Origin of the sequence: Neobacillus vireti (assembly GCF_036962465.1) — a bacterium.
GTDB classification, from domain to species: domain Bacteria; phylum Bacillota; class Bacilli; order Bacillales; family Cytobacillaceae; genus Neobacillus; species Neobacillus vireti_B.
On the sequence record NZ_JBALNF010000050.1, the window covers coordinates 12,486 to 30,721 of the forward strand.

An 18,236-nucleotide genomic window follows, 5' to 3' on the forward strand; every position below is an offset into this window, starting at 1 on the left:
ACTTTATCTCTACCTGTAATAGAGAGAACCCGTAATGGGTATATACCAATGGATGCATTTATTAACGAGGAGGGAAAGTATGAAAGCTGTAACGTTTCAAGGTGCTAAAGATATTCAAGTAAAGGAAGTAGCAGATCCTGCCCTTCAACAGAATGAGGATATAATTGTCAGAATTACCTCAACGGCTATCTGCGGTTCCGACCTTCATATTTACAGTGGTGCTCTTCCGGCATCAAAAGATTATGTCATTGGCCATGAGCCAATGGGGATTGTGGAAGAAGTCGGACCGGAAGTAACAAGAGTGAAGAAAGGTGACCGCGTGGTACTGCCATTCAATATTTCTTGCGGACACTGCCATTACTGCCAGAACCATATGGAAAGTCAATGTGATCATTCCAATGAAAATCCCCATATTGATACAGGCGGTTATTTCGGGTTTACAGAAAGATACGGGGGGCATCCAGGCGGCCAAGCCGAATTGCTGCGCGTGCCTTATGGCAATTTCATGCCTTTTGTGATTCCGGAATCTGCCGAGGTGCCAGATGAAGCCGTGCTATTCTTATCTGACGTTCTCCCGACTGCTTATTGGAGTGTCGAGAATGCAGGTGTTAAATCCGGTGATACAGTGGTCGTGCTTGGCTGCGGTCCAGTTGGGTTAATGGCACAAAAGTTTGCCTGGATGAAAGGCGCTTCACGAGTCATTGCAGTCGATAATCTTCCATACCGTCTAAACCATGCAAAAAAGATGAACCATGTTGAAATCATTAACTTTGATGAATACGATGAAACAGGAGCATATATCGCTGAACTTACAAAAGGCGGAGCTGACGTGGTCATTGACTGTGTTGGAATGGATGGAGAAAAAACAGCTAGAGAAACAGTTGAACAAAAAATAAAGCTTTCCGGCGGTACGGTAAGTGCGATCAGAATTGGCATGCAGGCTGTCCGCAAATTTGGCACCATACAGTTGACCGGAGTATATGGCTCTAAGTACAATCAATTCCCTCTGGGAAATTTATTTGAAAGAAACATCCAAATAAGAATGGGCCAAGCCCCTGTCATTCATTACATGCCGACCCTGTTCGATATGATCACATCCGGTCAAATCGATCCTACCGAAATTATCACCCACCGTGTACCGCTTGATCAAGCAAGCGAAGCGTATAAAATCTTCAATGACCATGAGGACGAATGTATCAAAGTCATTTTGAAGCCATAAAGAAAAGGCCGGCTGCTGATAGATAGTTGTATTTATGCCTATAGTAGAAACGCTTGAATCATTATTCTGATTCAAGCGTTTCTGATGATGATCTGTTTATTTGATTTTTTATTAATCTACTGGTCGGTTCTCAAAATCGTAGTCCACTGACGTTGGACTTACATGTGCACGATCAAGAGCCGGCGTATCGGGACGAACAATTTGATAGGCTGAGGCTCCAACGATTGATGCAGCTTGCTGCAGCTTTTCTTTACTGATATGTTCAAGCGTATCTGTTGGCTTGTGATACTGAGGTTCAACAGGTGAATGAATAAATAGAGCAGAAGGTATTCCAACGTCATGGAATGGCTGATGGTCACTTCTTCCTAGCTGCCCATATGGCACCGCCACATCATACATTCTCGATGAAGCTGACGCTCCTAAGTCTGTAACAAGATTTTTATGACCGTCAATGGTGTACATAATCAGTCCACCTAATGGATGATCTTCTCCTGCTTCCGCCCCGCCAATCATATCCATTTGGAAGTGGGCAACCATCCGGTCTATATCACTTTTTGGAAGCTGTGATACATAATAGGATGAACCCATCATCCCTCTTTCTTCAGAACCGAACGTCAGGAAACGGACTTCTGTATCAATTGGAGTATTGGCAAAAATTCTTGCCAGCTCCAATACGGCTGAAACTCCGGAAGCATCGTCATTTGCTCCTGGTCCATTAGGAACGGAGTCATGGTGTGCTCCAATCGTGACAATCTGTCCTGTGTCCTTGTTCTTGTTAGGCTTTAATTTAGCCTCAACCACATAGGATGTTTTCTCGATTGTTTGGATCTCGACATCTAAGGTGGCTGAAACAGGACCGTTCTTTAATTTTTCGACCAAGTCAAGACCTTGTGCACGAGTAATGGCTACTGCGGGAACTTGTCCCTCTGCTTGGCCGAAGTTATTACCAGTAGGACTGCTGTTATACATAAGAACCCCAACTGCTCCTTTAGCAACTACATTTCGCACTTTTTGAACAAATGTTATTTCACCGCGTGCCACCAAGGCTATTTTTCCAGACAAATCAACTTGTACATCTTTTGCTAACCCTACATCGACAAGCTCTGCTGTCACCTTCCCGCTTCCACTGCCGCTAAAGGCACGCCCACTTAAATCTACTCCGTCAACTTCAGCTAATTGACGATTCGTCTTATAATCATAGATTGGGAACGGTATTCTTCTAGTTTCGAGTCCTAAGCTCTTAAACTGGCCTTCTATGTACTCAACCCCACGAACCTCTCCCTCGGTACCCGCTTCCCTAGGTACTGCCGATAGATACTTAATCGTATTGTACATATTCTCTGCGCTGATTTTTTTGATAACCTTGTTGTCAAACGCTGTGTCTGCATGTACGTTTGGGGCACTATTCGTCTGAGCATACACCACCCCTGATGACAAAAGCATACCTGTTGCTAGCACCGTGATCATCGTTTTCCTCCGAAACATGAAACTCCCCCTTTGATAAAGTGATACTATTCCATTATTCCAATTTTGGAAATTATAGTAAATAATAATCGTTTTACAAATTCGTAGAAATTCCGAGGTAATGCGCTAAATACTGAATCCCTCACTAAAGAATTCTTGGGTTTTAGGCGCTACTTTTTCAAGCAACAAAGATAGTTAAAATAATAAGTCGAATATCAATTTTCTGTTATATTTACAATTCATACCGAGAATTTTTCCTCTTTAATAAGGCCTTTTTCCAGGATGAAGGAAATGCTGACGTTTTAAAAAAATTAATATGAAGACATGAACTGGGAAATTAATAATGGAGTTATGATGAAAACGAGCTTCCCTTTTGAACAATTATAGCTCTTAACCACTGAGGTTGCTGAAGTTACCGAGGAGCTTAGAAAAGTTTTTAATTTCACAAATAGCCATAATTTAAAAGGAATGGATGAAACTTAAGCTTTTGATTTAGCGAAAGAAAATTTTAAGGATATTTGGGGAAGCAATTTGCTGATTGCTTAGCCTATATGATTAAATTTGCCAATTACTTTGAAATTGAATTGGAAGAATGCTATTACAAAAAAATGGATCAGAAACCGAAAAATGGGACGACAGATGTGAATGAAACGATTGAATTAAATCAATAGTAGAAAAAATGAATTGTCTGATTATAGGACAATCCATTTTTTCTGTTTAGTTATGTTGATTCATTTGCAGCTAACAAATGGAAATGCTTAAGGCCAAATTAAAGACTATTCGAATTACACACCAAAACCCATACTAATTTCTTTTTTGTGATTGCAGATACTCTTTCCAGGCAGTAATTCCGCCTTCTAGCAATACAACATTATAGTTTTTTTCAGACAAGATTGTGGCACATTTTTTGGCAGAGTTTCCTGTTGTACAGGTTACTATGATTTCATGGTTTTTAGGTAATGATGCGACTTCTTCATCACTTTTTTCCTCAAGCTCAAAAATCGTTGTTTTTGGAATATTAATATTTTTGAGCTTAGCAGCTTCAATGTGAAAGTCATTGTATTTTTCCTCTGCACGGACATCCAGTATGTAAGTTTGGGAATTTTCTTTCAGTCTCTCTTCAAGTTCTTTTGGCGTAATCGTTTTTAATGTCAAAATCAACACTCCCTATGAAGGTTTTAGATCTTATAAAATTCCCATCTATTATAACATGAGGCTCAAATTAAAATAATGATCCTGCCTAAATGGTTTTGTGATTAAGGAATGGGATATTCATTTATAGAAAATCATATGAAAAAGCACCCCCATTAAATATACCAGGAGGCGCTGCGTGTTTTATGATTTAATAAGTATAACTCCCCATTTTTTTATGGAAACCAGGATCAGAAGAGAGATTGCAATCAATCCCTAAATCGGAAGAAAGCTTTCTGGCAAGGACTTGTAATGGTACAACATATTCTAAAGAAGCAAAATACGGATGATTCTTAAAATCAAAGATTAAATTATGAGGATCTTTTTCAAGATCTTTATCAGAGGTTATAACAAAGTTTTTATTTCCTCGTTCCTTTTCAAAATAGTTTCTCATATTCATCATTCGATTGTAATACTGACCTTCTGAACCAAGATAGAACATGAAAGTATCTTGATCAATCGAATGATAAACGCCATGCATAAATTCCTCTAATTCATATCCCGTTACACTGTATCTAACAGCTTCCAGTACTTTTAATGTTCCTTCCATTAAAGCAGACTTGCACTGCTCATAACCCACCATGATGATTCTTCTAGATTTACGTAATTCCTCTTTATTATCGTTATACCAATTAACACTTTTCCTGGCAATATCAGGGATATTATCCGTTGTGTCTAGCAGATCGGATACAAAGTTCTCATACTCAAACGCAGTGAGTTTCTTTGATTCTAAGCCAATGTTCAGAGCCAATAATACCAATGTAGCTACTGTTCCAATATATCCTTTTGTTTTTGGTGCTGCATATTCAGGTCCGACTGAAATTTCTAAGAAACGTTCTGCATGATCGATAATGGGTGTATGTTTCTCAGCAGATGCAGCAATGGTTGCATATCCTTTTTCCTTGGCCTTATCCAAAGCTAGGATGGTAGAGGTAGATCTTCCTGCATGAGAAATACCAATGACCAGCGTATTTTCATCCGGTAAAAATTCCTGATCTTTAAAATCCATCGGATATTGAGCTATGACTGGAATACCCAAAACTTTCTCCATCATACTTCTTGACGCTAACCCAGCATGATAACTAGTTCCTGATCCCACTAAATAGATTCTATTTATTTGCTTTGAGAAAAAGTATTCAGTTGCTTCTTTCAGAATCTCATCTTTATGATCTACCATTCTTCTTACTGCATCCTTTGATTCTACAATATAATCATACATATCCCATGTTTGTTTATTCATTTTATTCTCCTCGCCTATTAGTTTAAATCCCTGTTATTCTGTCAATCGATATTCAAGTTCCTATTAATCTATCCAATTGTTTAATTTGTTCTTGTGATTTAGAAAAATTCTTTGCTCTTTGAAGGAATAGTTTCGACTGATCCACATCTCCAAGAAATTTATAAAGCTTTGCCAGTCTAAAATAAAGAATAACAACTTCCGGTAAGAGCTTTGTTTTTTCAATCTTTTTCTCCAGAACACTTATATAGTTCCTGTCATGATCAATATAAATCGTCTTTAGTTCATTCAATTCACCGTATAATTCTTGATTAGATTCTTCATCTAGATGACTAATTAAGAAATGATATATTTCTAATGCATCATATCTGTGCCCGAAGTTTAAATAATAAGCATATACGGACAGGTAGATACTCACCAAATCTCTCATTTTGAGATTCGATTTCCTTACTTGTTCGGTGATCTCTTTTATTTGATCGTATTGGTTTGTATCTAAATAATATTTAATTTTTAATACCATGATCGTTTTTGTAGAAAAATATAGTTTTATAGGTAAAGAAGACAACAATTCCATATATTCTTCTTCTTTTTTATACAGTTTATATTCCATCAATAACGACAAATATTTTTTAGTGATAACCTTCTTATAGATAAAACTAGCGAAGATACAAATAAAGAATAATGAGGGGACTAAATAATTAGTCATGGTATCGCTTCAACATTCTAGCAAATCGCTTTGCTGTAATATGAGGACGAGTGATGGCATTCCCAACAACAACCGCATAAGCCCCCATGTATAAACATTGGATGGCGATTTCAGGAGTTGAAACCTTACCTTCCATAATCACCTTTGTTTCTGTACCTTTTACTGCATCCACAATATCTCGCAATAATAAAAAGTCAGGTGTATCCTTAAGCGTTTCACTATCGAAGTAACCCGCTTTTGTATATCCTTGTAAGGTAGGAGCGGCAAAATCAGCTCCATACTCAGCAGCGATCCTTGCATCTTCAGGAGTTGAAATATCGGCGAAAATGAGAGCTTCAGGAATTTCTTTTTTGATTTCCTTTATGGTTTCATAGGAGTACTTTCCATCCTCTCTCTTATGTTTCGTTGCCTGTACCGCAATAATCTCAGCACCAGCGTGCCAAATTTCCCTAGCCGCATGTAGATCAGGCGTTAAATAAACATCCTTTATATTCCTGCCGATTTTCCAAAGACCGATGAGGGGTAGATCGACCGTTTCCTTTATTCTTTTGATGTCGTCCGGTGAATTCGCTCTAATGGCAACAGCTCCACCCCATGCTGCACATTCGGCCATTTTTACCGTCATTCCGTCCATATAGTGAGGTTCACCCGGAACCGCTTGGCAAGAAACAATTAAACCGTCTTTTAATCCCTCAATAATTTCTTCTCTTCTCATCTTAACCTCCCCTTACTTTAAAACGCCTAAAAGAACACCAAGAATACCGAGAATAATCAGTCCAAACATGATCCAGGTTCCACTGACTCTCTTTTGCAGAAGACTATAGCAGCCAAACGTAACGAGTAAAGGCAATAATTTAGGCATGATTGAATCTAAGGTATCTTGAACATTAATCTTAGCGTGATTAATGGTTATGGCAGTCGGTAATTTGATGACGACCATGGAAGCAATCAATGCCCCAATCACCACCAGTCCCAGAACCTTTGCTGCTTCTGTTAGTTTTTGTAACGTTCCATTCTCACTAATCTTCGCTAAAAATTCGCTGCCGCCCCTGTAACCAATCTTAAATCCAAACCATCTTACCAATTCACTCGGGATGACATTCATCAAAAAGTATAATAACGGTCCCAAAATACTTCCTTTAATGGCCAGTGGCGCACCGATTCCCACACCAATGACTCGAAACGTCCCCCAGAAAAAGGAGTCTCCAATCCCGGCAAGCGGCCCCATTAGTGCCGCTTTTACAGAATTAATGGAAGATACCTCGAACTCGTCTTCTTCGGCATTGGCATACTGTTCCTCCATCGCGCAACTAATTCCGAGAATAAATGGAGATGTAGATGTTGCACAATTGAAAAACTCTAAATGTCGTTGGTACCCTTCTTTTAGCTTTTCGTCATCGTCGCCATACAATTTTTTAATAACAGGTGTCATGGCCCATCCATATCCAGTCGACATTTGCCTCTCATAATTGAAACAGCCAAGCAGCTGGTAATGTCTTGCGTAAACACTCATTAAGTCTTTTTTAGTTAACTTCTTCGTGTTATTTTCCATTAGAATAATTCCCCTTCCCTTGGCTTAAATTGATAATATAGATAAGCGCAAATCGCACCAAATATGGCCGCTCCAATCGTTGATATATTGAAAAAGGCTACAAGCGCAAAGCCGAGGAATAGAAAGGCAGCGTATTTTTTATCAAGACTTAATTGCATTAACATCGCAATCCCAAGAGCAGGGAGCAGATTTCCTGATTGTGCTAAACCCGCTTGAATCACTTGAGGAATATGATTGACGATTCCTTTAATCACATCTCCACCGACCATAAATCCAATGAACACCATTAAAAACTTAGACAAAAAGTACATAAGTGAACCAGACCAATTTCCAATGGCAATTCCTTTCCAGTTACCCTTTGCAATCTGATTATCTGCATAATGAGCAAAAGTAGTATTCAAGATTGCCACCCCGATGGCAACAAATTGAGCGAGTAAAGCAATTGGAATAGCTAATGCTAGAGTTGTTTGATAATCGGCGCCCGTTTGAATCGCTAATGCAGTCGCTAAAGCAGAGCCAACCACCACATCGGGAGGAGTTGATGTTCCAATACCTACCAGTCCCATCCAAACTAGTTCAAGTTCCCCGCCAATGATTAAACCCATTTGAAAGTCCCCCATCACCAAACCAACCAGCGGACCAATGATAATGGGCCGATCTAACATGTGCTGTCCGCCTATTCGGCTTTCCATGTAAACAACTGCAGCAATTAAGGCAATCAAAATTCCTTGAATAACCATACCTTTTGCCTCCTCTTAGCTAAATAGTTTGAAATGCTTTAAGGATTCCCTCATAATTCATTCTTTCTAAAGAAGGAGTAACTTGAGCAAACACGTCAATTCCTTTTTCATGCAGCTTTCTAGCATACTCAAAATCTTCGATTGTCATTTTGATTTGCGGCAAGGTTGAAATTAGTTTATCTTTCTTTTTTAATCCGGCTGTCCCAATATTAACGGTTTTAATACCATCAACCTGTTCACTGACTTTATAAGCATCTTCTAAACTTTCCGTCACAACAAAAAACTTCTTACTCTTGTATTTCTCACTGTTCAATATTCCTATCGATTCTTCGATCGTTTTAATAATCAAACTAACCCCTGCTGGTTTCGCCATTTTCATCGTCATACTCATAAAAGCATCCTTTGAAGCTGCATCATTCGCCACTAAAATACAATCCGGCTTCAGCGCACTCGTCCAGGAAACGGCTACCATTCCATGAACCAAGCGATCATCCACTCTTACTAAACTAATCATCCGTAAACTCCTTCCCTTCCAATTCTTCGATCAATTTGTTCATGAACACTAATTGTTCTCTAGACGATGTTACAACCCTCTCAATCGTTTCCTCATTTATTGTTTCAGGACTAAACACCAATTCCAATAAAATCGATAAATTAATCCCGCTAATCACTTGATAGCCAAGTGCAGCCATGTGTTTTGAAGCAATTCTATTAACGCTGCCACCTGGAATATCTGTCAATACAATAAGTGGAGACCCAGATAATCCTTTCACTTTCTCGATAAATTCCTTCTCAAAATCGTTATGCTCCACATAGGCATTCATATAGTGAACATTTTCTATCTGACTGTTAAAAAACTTGACAGACTCATAGAATCCTTCTGCTAGACGACCATGGGTAGCGATGATAAAATTAGCCACTTTAAACCCCCTTCCAGATATATGAATGGCTATCTGTAATGACATAAGGTGATGATAGAAATTATCTTATATGAGAGAAGCTTCTTGTTTTATGTGGATAGATCGACGTGTCATAACCAATTGATTCGCAATTCCTGGCAGCCATTATTTGAAACGGCAAAATGAAAAGAATAGGACTAAACACCTTGCTTACAGGGGCAGCTAAGGATAAGTCTTTACTTCTAAGATTGATCGTTTGATTTGTAATTACAAATTGATGCTCTGTCAGCTGATCTAAGAAAGATCTAAACTTCTCGATTGATTGGATCTCTTCTCCTTCAGACGCGATCATAAAAATATACTGCTTAGAGTCAAAGGCCATTTCGTATCCATGAAGCAGCTCTTCCAGTTCGTGTGCAGAAAGCGGTTTATGAAAGGTTTCGTACATCTTTAAATAGCCTTCCATCGCTGTCACGTAATTATAGCCGTAGCCTGCGATCGACCCTTTTTCCATGGTCATTAATTCATATTTGTTCCTCTTGTACCATTCGTCAATTTGTTGAATGGCAGATGGCAGTTGACTAATATCCTTTTCCAATGATTCCATTATTTCTTTATAATCAAGTTCTGATAGATTCCCAATCCGTTTTCCGATTTCAACAGCCATAAGGATGGATGTAAATACAGTAGAGGTATATCCTCTTGTTTCAATCGGAATCATCTCTTTCCCACAATTTAAATGAATCGATAATTTTGCTTCATTCGTGATGAAACTGTTTAAATCTTCGGTTAGTGCAACCGTCTGAATCCCCAATAGATTCCCTTTTTTCACCGCATTTATGGAGGATACCGACGTTCCCGACTGAGAAATAGCTATAAGCATTGTTTCTTCTTTCTTAAAATTTTTGCTCAGAATTTCATATCTCGAAAAAAAGGTAGGTATCGAAACCGTTGTTTCGAAGTCTGTATATTGATCAAAATACATTTTCATTAATAAGGCCGCATGATAGCTTGTTCCAGATCCTGTCAAATACACTCTTTTAATTTGATTCTTTTCTATAAAGTGTAGTAACGGTATACAAGTCTCATCTCTGGAGTCTAAGATTTTTTTTAGCCTATTGGGCTGATCGTAGATATAATCAATCATCTTCATTAGCAATCACTCCTACTAAACTTAGCAAATCCATTTCTGGTATACTTATTTACAGATTTACACCTCCTACCATTCATGACCTATTCAAAGAATGACAAAATATTCAGAAAAAGGTAGTTGTAACTTTCTTAGTGAAAGTGGATTTGTTAGTATATTATGTATATACAAATATGAATATGTATATATTTTTAAAATTAATTTCTCCTCCTTATTATTCATTCAAAACCTCATCTAATGACTCAGCTTTCGGAAAAATATGGATATGTATTTCAATATGTATATACAAAGTCTCATAATCCTGTCAAAACGGAATAAACTATTATTGCATAATAGAAAATTTTTAAAGAAAGGGGTCATAAATATATGAAAACAACCCCAAAATATACAATAGTTGAAGATTATTTAATTAATAGGATTAATACGGGGGAACTAAAAGTTGGTGATCAGATTGAAACCGAAGAACAGCTAGCTGAACTCTTTGGTTACAGTAGAATGACCATCAATAAAGCTTTAAATAGGCTTGTTGAAAAAAAACAAATCACGCGGATTTCTGGAAAAGGCAGCTTTGTATCTTCCTCGCATGTTACCAAGTCACTGGAAAGTCAATCTAGTTTCACAGAAGATATGAAGAGTATTGGGCTATTACCAGGATCTAAGCTCCTTACCTATGAACTAATAAAATCGAACGAGATTCCTGTGATCTCAAAAAAATTAAATTTAAAAGAAAATATTTTTGTTCATCATTTTGTTCGATTACGAACCGGTAATGGTACTCCCATCGCTATAAGCTATAACTATGTATCGACGGAAGTCCTGCCTGCCATCAATGTAGAATCTTTAAATCATTCCTTTTATGATTACTTGAAATCCTTAGGCTATACTGTACTTGGCAGTGAATTAGAGATGGAGGCCGTTTTGCCTACCACTGAACAGAAAAAACTATTGCAAATTGACCAGGGAGCCCTTCTGAAATCAAAAGCGATAACTACCGTTTCATTTGATGGTAAGGAAAGAATACTTGGTTATTTTGAGACTTTTTATAATGGAAATATCTATACATATAAATTTAATAAGTAATTAATCACAAGTAGTTGGATATCTCCTTATAAAGAAAAAGGGTGAACACCTTCAGCTGGTGGTTCACCCTTTTTCTTATCCTCTTATATATTTTTTTCTTTTATTTTACAGCAGCCTTTTTACATTTCCTAAATTTGAGATTGAAATACTTGATTTCCCAACTAATTCTTTTGTTAAAACCAAGGCCAGGCATAATTTTTAACCAATCACCAACGTAACCTGATCCCGTTCATTTTCTATTAAACTATAAAGTTCTTTTAAATCATTCCTCCGTAGGATTAGGAATTGGAAACAGTTCTGATAAACTGATTACTTTTCCATCGACATCTTTAAAAACAATGTGTTCACGTGTGAATTTACGGGGGCTATCAATGCCACAAGCCGCAGCTAAGGCAAATAAACCCTGACGCACATTAATGATATAGTTCATAACGCGCCATTTCTTCTCCTCTGGCACAAGTGCTTCTTGATATTTTGGATCAGTGGTCGTGACTCCTGTAGGACATTTACCCGTATGGCATTGAAGTGCCATAATACAGCCGTTAGCCATCATAAATCCTCGTGCAGAATTCACAGCATCTGCACCAATCGCAAGGGCAATGGCAATTTTATCGGCTGAAATTAACTTTCCTGAAGCAAAGATCCTCAGCTTATTTCGCACACCAAACTGATAGGCTTTATCAACAACGGCCATTAAAGCAGGGTATAGTGGAAGCCCCATGGTATCTGCCATTGATTTGTAAGTGGCGCCTGTTCCACCTTCTCCGCCATCAACCGTAATAAAATCCGGATAAATCTTTAGCTGATTCATGGCCTCGAAAAATTCATCCAGGCTGGATGGATGTCCAACGACGATTTTGATTCCGACAGGTTTTCCGCCTTCCTCTTGCAGCATTTGGATAAACTGCAGCGTTTCAAGTGCATTATGCAAAAATGGAAAACGATTGGGTGAATTAATGGTCTGGCCGACTGGAACCTTACGAATAGTCGCTACCTTCGTTGTAACCTTCGACCCCTCCAGATGTCCGCCCCGGATTTTCGCTCCTTGGCCGAATTTAAGCTCAAATGCTTTTATATTCGGTTCCTGGGCTTTACACTTAAATTCATCAAGAGAAAAATTCCCTTCATCATCGCGAAAACCAAATAAACCAGGGCCAATTTGAGCGACCACATCTACGCCGCTTTCTAAATGCTCTGGTGCCACTCCGCCCTCCCCGGTATTCAGCCATGAACCGCCTGCCATACGACTCCCTTCTCCTGTCGATAGGATATAGTTTTCGCCGACTGCTCCATAAGATGTGGCAGAGGCACCAAATGGCCCTCGAAGTTTCCATGGAATTTTCCGATCACTCCCAACGATGATCGTATCCTCCTCATGGTAAAGCCAACGTGTTGTTTGATCCTTTTCCAGCTGTTCGTGACGAGTAAACAATCCTTCATGATCAATCTTATATTTCATGGAGTGAACTTTTTCTTGGTTGTCAACGCTTAATTCTTCATTTAATAAGGGAAACAACCCATTGGCAATATAAAACCCAGGCTTATCAAAGTCACGTTTCGAACCAAAACTTACAAGGTCACTTCGATATTTGGCCGAAAACACAATCCCTAAAAAATCTGACCGGGAAAATGGTTTACCGCTATTGTCATCATCAAACCAATATTGTCTGAATTCCGGTCCAATCTTCTCTAACAAATAGCGCATCCATCCCAAATAAGGGTGTGCTCTGATAATCGAATGCTGTGGCTTCTTTGATAAAATATGTAACCATAATAGCAAGGCAAGGGGTCCCACAATAAACACAATCAATAGGAAGATAAAAATAGTCCAAACCATCAAACGATCCCACCTTTTCTAAAAACTAAAATGGTGACTAGAACTGCAGCTCTGATGCTGGGCGGCTATTTTTTTCATTACTATTATGTTTATTTAGAACTTTCCTTTATATTGCCTGATATTTATCCCCAAATTGTACTTTCTTAAAATCTGTCTCTTTATTAAAGATCGTTTGAAAAATAAACGGAAAAATTCCGCTTAATTTGGGAAATACGCATATTTCCTTATTAATAAAGGAAGTTTTTCCGTTTATATTCTCCAATTCTTTGGATTTTGCCTTATTTAGAGCAGTTAGTCGGAATTTATCCGCTTATTTCTGCTTCTTAACTCTCCTCTTTATCCATTAGCCGGAAATTCTCCGCTATTTAATTCTTCTGCCTACACGAAGATCAGCAATGAATTTTATACGGAAAAACAGTAGGTTTAAGACAATAAATCGGACCTCATTCAGCAAAACATAAATCATTTTTCTTCTACTGAAACCAACCAATTTCCCTCATAAAAACCTTAAAAACGGCTTTATAACAATGAAAACAGACCATTCCGTGTATGCGAAATGGTCTACGATTCTTTTTATCACCTTAGGTATTTAAACCTCCCATTACTCTGAAAAAAGATCAAGTTTTACTTTCCCATCCTTTGCAATCAGTAACCCCGTTCCATTTGAATCACTGAGCACAACTGTATAATCACTTGGTATGTTTGATGAATATCCTACAAAAACCTCAACAAATTTATTCCATGCCTCCATATCCTTTTTGCCGCCAAATTGTTCTGGTTCAATATATAGGATATCTCTGTCATGTAGGGTAAAATCCAACTCTTTATTCTTATAATCAACCTCTAATGTACATCCCATAAAAGGAGTTTCTTGGATTTTCTCAATGTATGGAGCCATTCTTGCTTCTTCCGCATTCGCTGCAGTTTCTTCTTGTGCTTTCTTTTGTGCTTCCTTTTCTTCTTCCGCTTTTTTCTTTTCTGCTTCCTCTTGTTTCTTGGCTGCATCCTCAGCGCGTTTCTTCTGCACAGTGTCCCTAGCTAGTTGTTGTTCATCGCTAGACCATGATGTCCAATCGCTTGTCGACTTTTTAAGGTCAGTGAGGTCCCTTTTAGTACTGCTCACCTTGCTTTCGTAAGTACTTAATTTGTCTTTTAATCTAGCAATCTCTTGATTCTTAGCGATTGGGTGTGATAACGTTGTTCCTATTAATAATCCGGCAAGTACCAAAATCCCAGGCTTGCTCCACTTGACCCACTTGTTTTTAGGTTCTTTCTTTAAGTTGAACGTGCTCATGATGTAATTCTCCTTCTAAAATATAGTGATTTCTTTTTCAAAACCTAGTGCGGAGCCACTACTTCCTCCAATTGATAACTAACGCGGCAATTCTAGTTGGGCCCACTTAATCCTTGGAATGCTCTTTTAGTGAGATATCATCTGGAAATCAGAACGGAACTTTTAGTAGTGGTTTCTAAAAACGTTTGTGTTTGTGTTGCGTAAACACCTAAAAACAAATCATTTGTCATTTGAATTCATAGTTTTATTATAACAGTAATAACTCTTAATTTAATTAATTCCCTGTAATTGGAAGTAAATCTTTAATAGCTCTATACATATAAATTCAAAGATAACAAATATTCGGATATCTTCCTTTAAGAGGCCACTCCAAAAGTCCAAACATAAAGGAAAAAGGGTGAACAGCTTCCACTGGTGTTTCACCCTTTTACTTATCCACCAAATTATGTCCTACTAAAATAAAGTTTCCTTGCCATTTATCACCCAAAGGAAGATGATCCTGATTTGGATTCACGGATTACTTTGCTGAGAAATTGCCTGGATTGGAAAGAATGCACTTAATGTCTTCATGCCGCAAATGACAGATGGTTAATGCAAAATGATTTACATCCTTTTTCCTCTTCCTTAATCCGATTCTGACAAGAGACCCTATTGGTCAACTATCGAACCATCTATATTTAATCTAGTATTGATCACTCTTCTTTGATAAGGAAATTTCGTTTCAATCCCATCTACTAAATCAATCCCAATTCCAGGTTTATCAGGGATAACAATAAAGCCATTTTCCGCTTTAGGGACCCAAGTAACGAGGTCACTTTGTTTGAATTCAATCCCCTGGATACTATAAGAACTTGTATATCTTTCAGTTGCCGAAATCGTTTCATGATTAGGAAGTACGTGAATCGCACAGTTCTCCGTCGCAACTGCAATTTGTAGGCATACAGCTGTACTAACTGGACTTAATGGGTTGTGGGGTACAATTTGTACACCATGAGCCTCTGCGATAGCGGCAATTTTCCTTGTTCCTGTAATTCCTCCGCATAAACAAACACTGGTCCTGGCATAGGACATGGCATTTCTAGATAGAAGCATTTCGAACTCTTGGATGGTATGAATCAATTTCACAGACCAAAGCTACTTTGCTAAGATTTTCAAAAAATACACCGGAGTTACACCTAAAAAATCCCTAAAAAATGAACATATTTAGGAGAAGATGAATATGATTCTTTGCGCGTGCCTCTACTTAAATTAAAAGCTGACATGATAAAATTCATCATGCCAGCTTTTACGCTAATTAGTTTATAGAAGACTATTTAGCAGCCTTCCAAGTAGTAACAGAATCTGCAACATTCGTGCCATCTGCTTTTTTAGCTGAAGCAATTACTACATTGCCGCTTTCATTTAGTTCTACACCATCCCAAACAAAAACACCTGGCTGCTGCAATCTTCCCTGCCCATAATCCTTTCCATTTACCGTTAAAGTTACTTCCTTCAAGTTTGAATAAACCTTTATCGGGGTAATACTTTCTTTTCTATCGATATACCTTCTACTTGTGATATAAACAAATTTGTCGTCTTTATTCCATTGTGCTTTATAGAAATAGAATGCATCCTTCTTAACTTGTCGGTCATAGGATACGAGACCCTTGGTATTAATACCTGGAGTTGAAGCTTCATTTTTACCAGCAACGCCAAAGTCAAACATATTCCATACATGAGTTGCCCATAAATAAGGACGCTGACTAATGATGTTCCATGCATTTTCATGAAGATAATTTTGATATTCCTCTGGCTGCCATGGACCACGTGAGTCTGTCCGGTTCTTATTCCAATTGTTGATAAAGTTGTCATCTATCAATTGATGCTGATAAGGGTTTGCACCTCCACCATACTCGGAAATACCCAGTGGTATATTTGGATACTTTTCATGTAAATTATCCAAATATTGAGCTAAATCACCTGCTTTATTATAGTACCAGCCAAAATAAGTATTAAAGGAGGCAAGATCCACACCTGCACTTTGATTCCAGGCCAAAGATTTTTGTAAAATTTTAGAGTACCCCTCAGTACCCAAAATAGATGAATTCCCCTGAATTGCTTGAGTAGTAGGTCTGTTTGGATCTAATTCTTTTGCCTTCGTTGCCAAACGATTAATCAATTCTGTCGCCTTTGTATACTGCTCCTGGTCAGTTAGACTAGTGTCACTCATATAGGAGCCGCTTCCTCCAAATTCGTTTTCAAGACCCCAAGTTACGATGGAAGGATGGTTATAGTTTTGCTTGATTAGCTCAGTCAATTGCTTTTCGGCATTATCAGAAAACTCTTTCGTCGGTGACATTTTGTTGATCAATGGAATTTCAGCCCAAACCACCAACCCCATTTCATCAGCTTTATTGTAATCATACTGTGAGTGTTGATAGTGAGCTAATCTCAATGTATTCGCTCCAATTTCCTTAATAAGGTCAAAATCCTCTGCTCTGACTGAATCTGGTACTGCATTACCATAACCCGCTCTATCCTGGTGAAGGTCAACACCGTGGAGTGGATAACTTTTACCATTCAGGAAAAATCCTTTATCGGAATCCATGGCGTAATAACGGAATCCTACTCTTTCATTTACTTGGTCAATGATTTCGCCTTTTCTTGATATCGTAACCTCGACTGTATATTGGTAGGGATCTTTGGTTCCATTCCAAAGATGCGGATTACTTAATTTTATTTTCCCAGTAAACACAACTTGATCTCCTAAAACATCTGCAGATTTCAATTTTTTTCCATCAGTTTTCAACTCTGTTCTTGATCTGATTTTACCCTCTGCATCTTTTATTAAGGCTCTTACCTCAATAGACTTAGATTGACTTTCAACATCATCACTGCTAATCGTCAATGGTACTGTAAGTGTGGCTTCTGCAATTTTCTTAATGGATTGATTATTTGGAATGGTAACATATACACCACTTGAACCATAATCGTCTACATCAATATGAGTTTTATCAGTAACTAATAGATTTACACTTCTGTAGATTCCCCCCCAGAAAGTGAAGTCTCCTTGTAATGGTGCCGAATCTTTCACTTCATTGTTTACTCTTAAAGCGACAATATTTTTTTGCCCATAGTTTACATAGTCTGTAATATCAACTGTAAATGCACTATACCCACCAATGTTGGTATGTACAGACTTACCATTTACAAATACTTCTGCTTCTTTGTTTGCTGCTTCAAATTGCAGGTATAATTTTTTACCTTCGTAGGAAGCCGGAATATTCAATTCCTTTCTGTACCATCCATCACCTTTGTAATTTTCTGTGATCCCACTGCCATCCTCTACGTTCCAGGTATGAGGAAGGCTTATTTTCTGCCAATTGCTATCATTAAAATTAATGCTACTGAAATTTTCCTCTGCACCATGAGCACCCCTATAGAATGTCCAACCACTATCAATGTTTTCAACAATTCTACCTGTATTGACTACTGTGTCTTTAAAATCGCTTCTTTCTCCTTGCTCAGCACTAACACCTGTTATTACCACCGTAAATACCAACAAGATAACCAGCATTAATTGTGCGGATTTTTTAAAATGATTCCCAATTAAAAACATCTCTCTCTCCCTTTCTTGTTTCTCTAAAAAACACTTACAATAAGTTAACATATATACTTTTAATTAAATCACCTCCATATATTTATAGAGCGATTACTTTTCTCAATTTTACAAATTTAATAATTGTTTAGTAATGTTGTTTATTTAGGGGATTATATGTTTTATTTAGCTATCAAATTTCTTCATAAACTGCCAACTTTACAAAAAAAAGACAAAATCTGTTATTTTGTCTTCAGCATTCTAATTATTTTATTATATTTGTTTTGTAT

At 37.8% G+C, this 18,236-nt stretch carries 18 protein-coding genes; 4 read left to right on the forward strand and 14 right to left on the reverse strand.

Annotation, left to right across the window (positions count from 1 at the left end):
- Positions 1-79: 79 nt before the first annotated feature.
- Positions 80-1,219: a zinc-dependent alcohol dehydrogenase gene (locus tag V7077_RS19680; protein WP_335505037.1), complete on the forward strand. Its 1,140-nt coding sequence runs from the start codon at positions 80-82 to the stop codon at positions 1,217-1,219.
- A 111-nt stretch (positions 1,220-1,330) separates the two neighbouring features.
- Here V7077_RS19680 and V7077_RS19685 read toward each other — a convergent pair whose 3' ends face one another.
- Complete coding sequence (locus tag V7077_RS19685) at positions 1,331-2,704, reverse strand: M28 family peptidase (RefSeq protein ID WP_335505039.1); 1,374 nt, start codon at positions 2,702-2,704, stop codon at positions 1,331-1,333.
- 497 nt (positions 2,705-3,201) lie between these two features.
- On the opposite strand from V7077_RS19685, the gene V7077_RS19690 reads away from it, so the two are divergent.
- Positions 3,202-3,354 carry a hypothetical protein gene (locus V7077_RS19690; protein ID WP_335505040.1) on the forward strand — a complete coding sequence of 51 codons (153 nt, stop codon included), beginning with the start codon at positions 3,202-3,204 and terminating at the stop codon, positions 3,352-3,354.
- A 133-nt stretch (positions 3,355-3,487) separates the two neighbouring features.
- Here the strand turns inward: V7077_RS19690 and V7077_RS19695 are convergent, their stop codons facing one another.
- From V7077_RS19695 to V7077_RS19735, 9 genes are all read right to left on the reverse strand, one after another.
- Complete coding sequence (locus V7077_RS19695) at positions 3,488-3,838, reverse strand: rhodanese-like domain-containing protein (protein ID WP_335505042.1); 351 nt, start codon at positions 3,836-3,838, stop codon at positions 3,488-3,490.
- Between the two features lie 187 nt (positions 3,839-4,025).
- Positions 4,026-5,114, reverse strand: coding sequence for an SIS domain-containing protein (locus V7077_RS19700; protein ID WP_335505044.1), 1,089 nt, complete (start codon positions 5,112-5,114; stop codon positions 4,026-4,028).
- 52 nt (positions 5,115-5,166) lie between these two features.
- Positions 5,167-5,817 (reverse strand): hypothetical protein, encoded by a 651-nt coding sequence (locus V7077_RS19705; protein ID WP_335505048.1) that lies wholly within the window; start codon positions 5,815-5,817, stop codon positions 5,167-5,169.
- Positions 5,810-6,532: an N-acetylmannosamine-6-phosphate 2-epimerase gene (locus tag V7077_RS19710; protein WP_335505050.1), complete on the reverse strand. Its 723-nt coding sequence runs from the start codon at positions 6,530-6,532 to the stop codon at positions 5,810-5,812. The genes V7077_RS19705 and V7077_RS19710 overlap by 8 nt, the downstream gene beginning before the upstream one ends.
- 12 nt (positions 6,533-6,544) lie before the next feature.
- A complete protein-coding gene (locus V7077_RS19715; RefSeq protein ID WP_335505052.1) occupies positions 6,545-7,369 on the reverse strand; it encodes a PTS system mannose/fructose/sorbose family transporter subunit IID in 825 nt (274 codons plus the stop codon).
- On the reverse strand, positions 7,369-8,109 hold the full coding sequence (locus V7077_RS19720) for a PTS mannose/fructose/sorbose/N-acetylgalactosamine transporter subunit IIC (RefSeq protein ID WP_335505054.1): 741 nt from the start codon (positions 8,107-8,109) through the stop codon (positions 7,369-7,371). Before V7077_RS19720 ends, V7077_RS19715 begins: the two co-directional genes overlap by 1 nt.
- Before the next feature lie 19 nt (positions 8,110-8,128).
- Positions 8,129-8,623: a PTS sugar transporter subunit IIB gene (locus V7077_RS19725; RefSeq protein WP_335505056.1), complete on the reverse strand. Its 495-nt coding sequence runs from the start codon at positions 8,621-8,623 to the stop codon at positions 8,129-8,131.
- The gene (locus tag V7077_RS19730; RefSeq protein ID WP_335505058.1) at positions 8,616-9,029 is read right to left on the reverse strand and encodes a PTS sugar transporter subunit IIA; all 414 of its coding nucleotides are present in this window, start codon (positions 9,027-9,029) and stop codon (positions 8,616-8,618) included. The genes V7077_RS19725 and V7077_RS19730 overlap by 8 nt, the downstream gene beginning before the upstream one ends.
- Before the next feature lie 61 nt (positions 9,030-9,090).
- The gene (locus tag V7077_RS19735) at positions 9,091-10,161 is read right to left on the reverse strand and encodes an SIS domain-containing protein (protein WP_335505060.1); all 1,071 of its coding nucleotides are present in this window, start codon (positions 10,159-10,161) and stop codon (positions 9,091-9,093) included.
- 363 nt (positions 10,162-10,524) lie between these two features.
- On the opposite strand from V7077_RS19735, the gene V7077_RS19740 reads away from it, so the two are divergent.
- On the forward strand, positions 10,525-11,238 hold the full coding sequence (locus V7077_RS19740; RefSeq protein ID WP_335505062.1) for a GntR family transcriptional regulator: 714 nt from the start codon (positions 10,525-10,527) through the stop codon (positions 11,236-11,238).
- Between the two features lie 262 nt (positions 11,239-11,500).
- On the opposite strand, the gene V7077_RS19745 is transcribed toward V7077_RS19740, so the two are convergent.
- The 3 genes from V7077_RS19745 to V7077_RS19755 form a co-directional block, all read right to left on the reverse strand.
- Entirely contained in the window at positions 11,501-13,075 is a 1,575-nt protein-coding gene (locus tag V7077_RS19745) for an FMN-binding glutamate synthase family protein (protein ID WP_335505064.1), read from the reverse strand.
- 601 nt (positions 13,076-13,676) lie between these two features.
- Positions 13,677-14,369, reverse strand: coding sequence for a hypothetical protein (locus V7077_RS19750; RefSeq protein WP_335505066.1), 693 nt, complete (start codon positions 14,367-14,369; stop codon positions 13,677-13,679).
- Positions 14,370-15,017: 648 nt separating this feature from the next.
- Complete coding sequence (locus V7077_RS19755; protein WP_335505068.1) at positions 15,018-15,494, reverse strand: enolase C-terminal domain-like protein; 477 nt, start codon at positions 15,492-15,494, stop codon at positions 15,018-15,020.
- Between V7077_RS19755 and V7077_RS27800 the strand changes: the two genes are divergently transcribed.
- Positions 15,484-15,576: an AraC family transcriptional regulator gene (locus tag V7077_RS27800; RefSeq protein WP_420489686.1), complete on the forward strand. Its 93-nt coding sequence runs from the start codon at positions 15,484-15,486 to the stop codon at positions 15,574-15,576. The genes V7077_RS19755 and V7077_RS27800 overlap by 11 nt on opposite strands.
- Positions 15,577-15,678: 102 nt before the next feature.
- Here the strand turns inward: V7077_RS27800 and V7077_RS19760 are convergent, their stop codons facing one another.
- The gene (locus V7077_RS19760; RefSeq protein WP_335505070.1) at positions 15,679-17,967 is read right to left on the reverse strand and encodes a glycoside hydrolase family 2 protein; all 2,289 of its coding nucleotides are present in this window, start codon (positions 17,965-17,967) and stop codon (positions 15,679-15,681) included.
- Between the last annotated feature and the right edge of the window lie 269 nt (positions 17,968-18,236).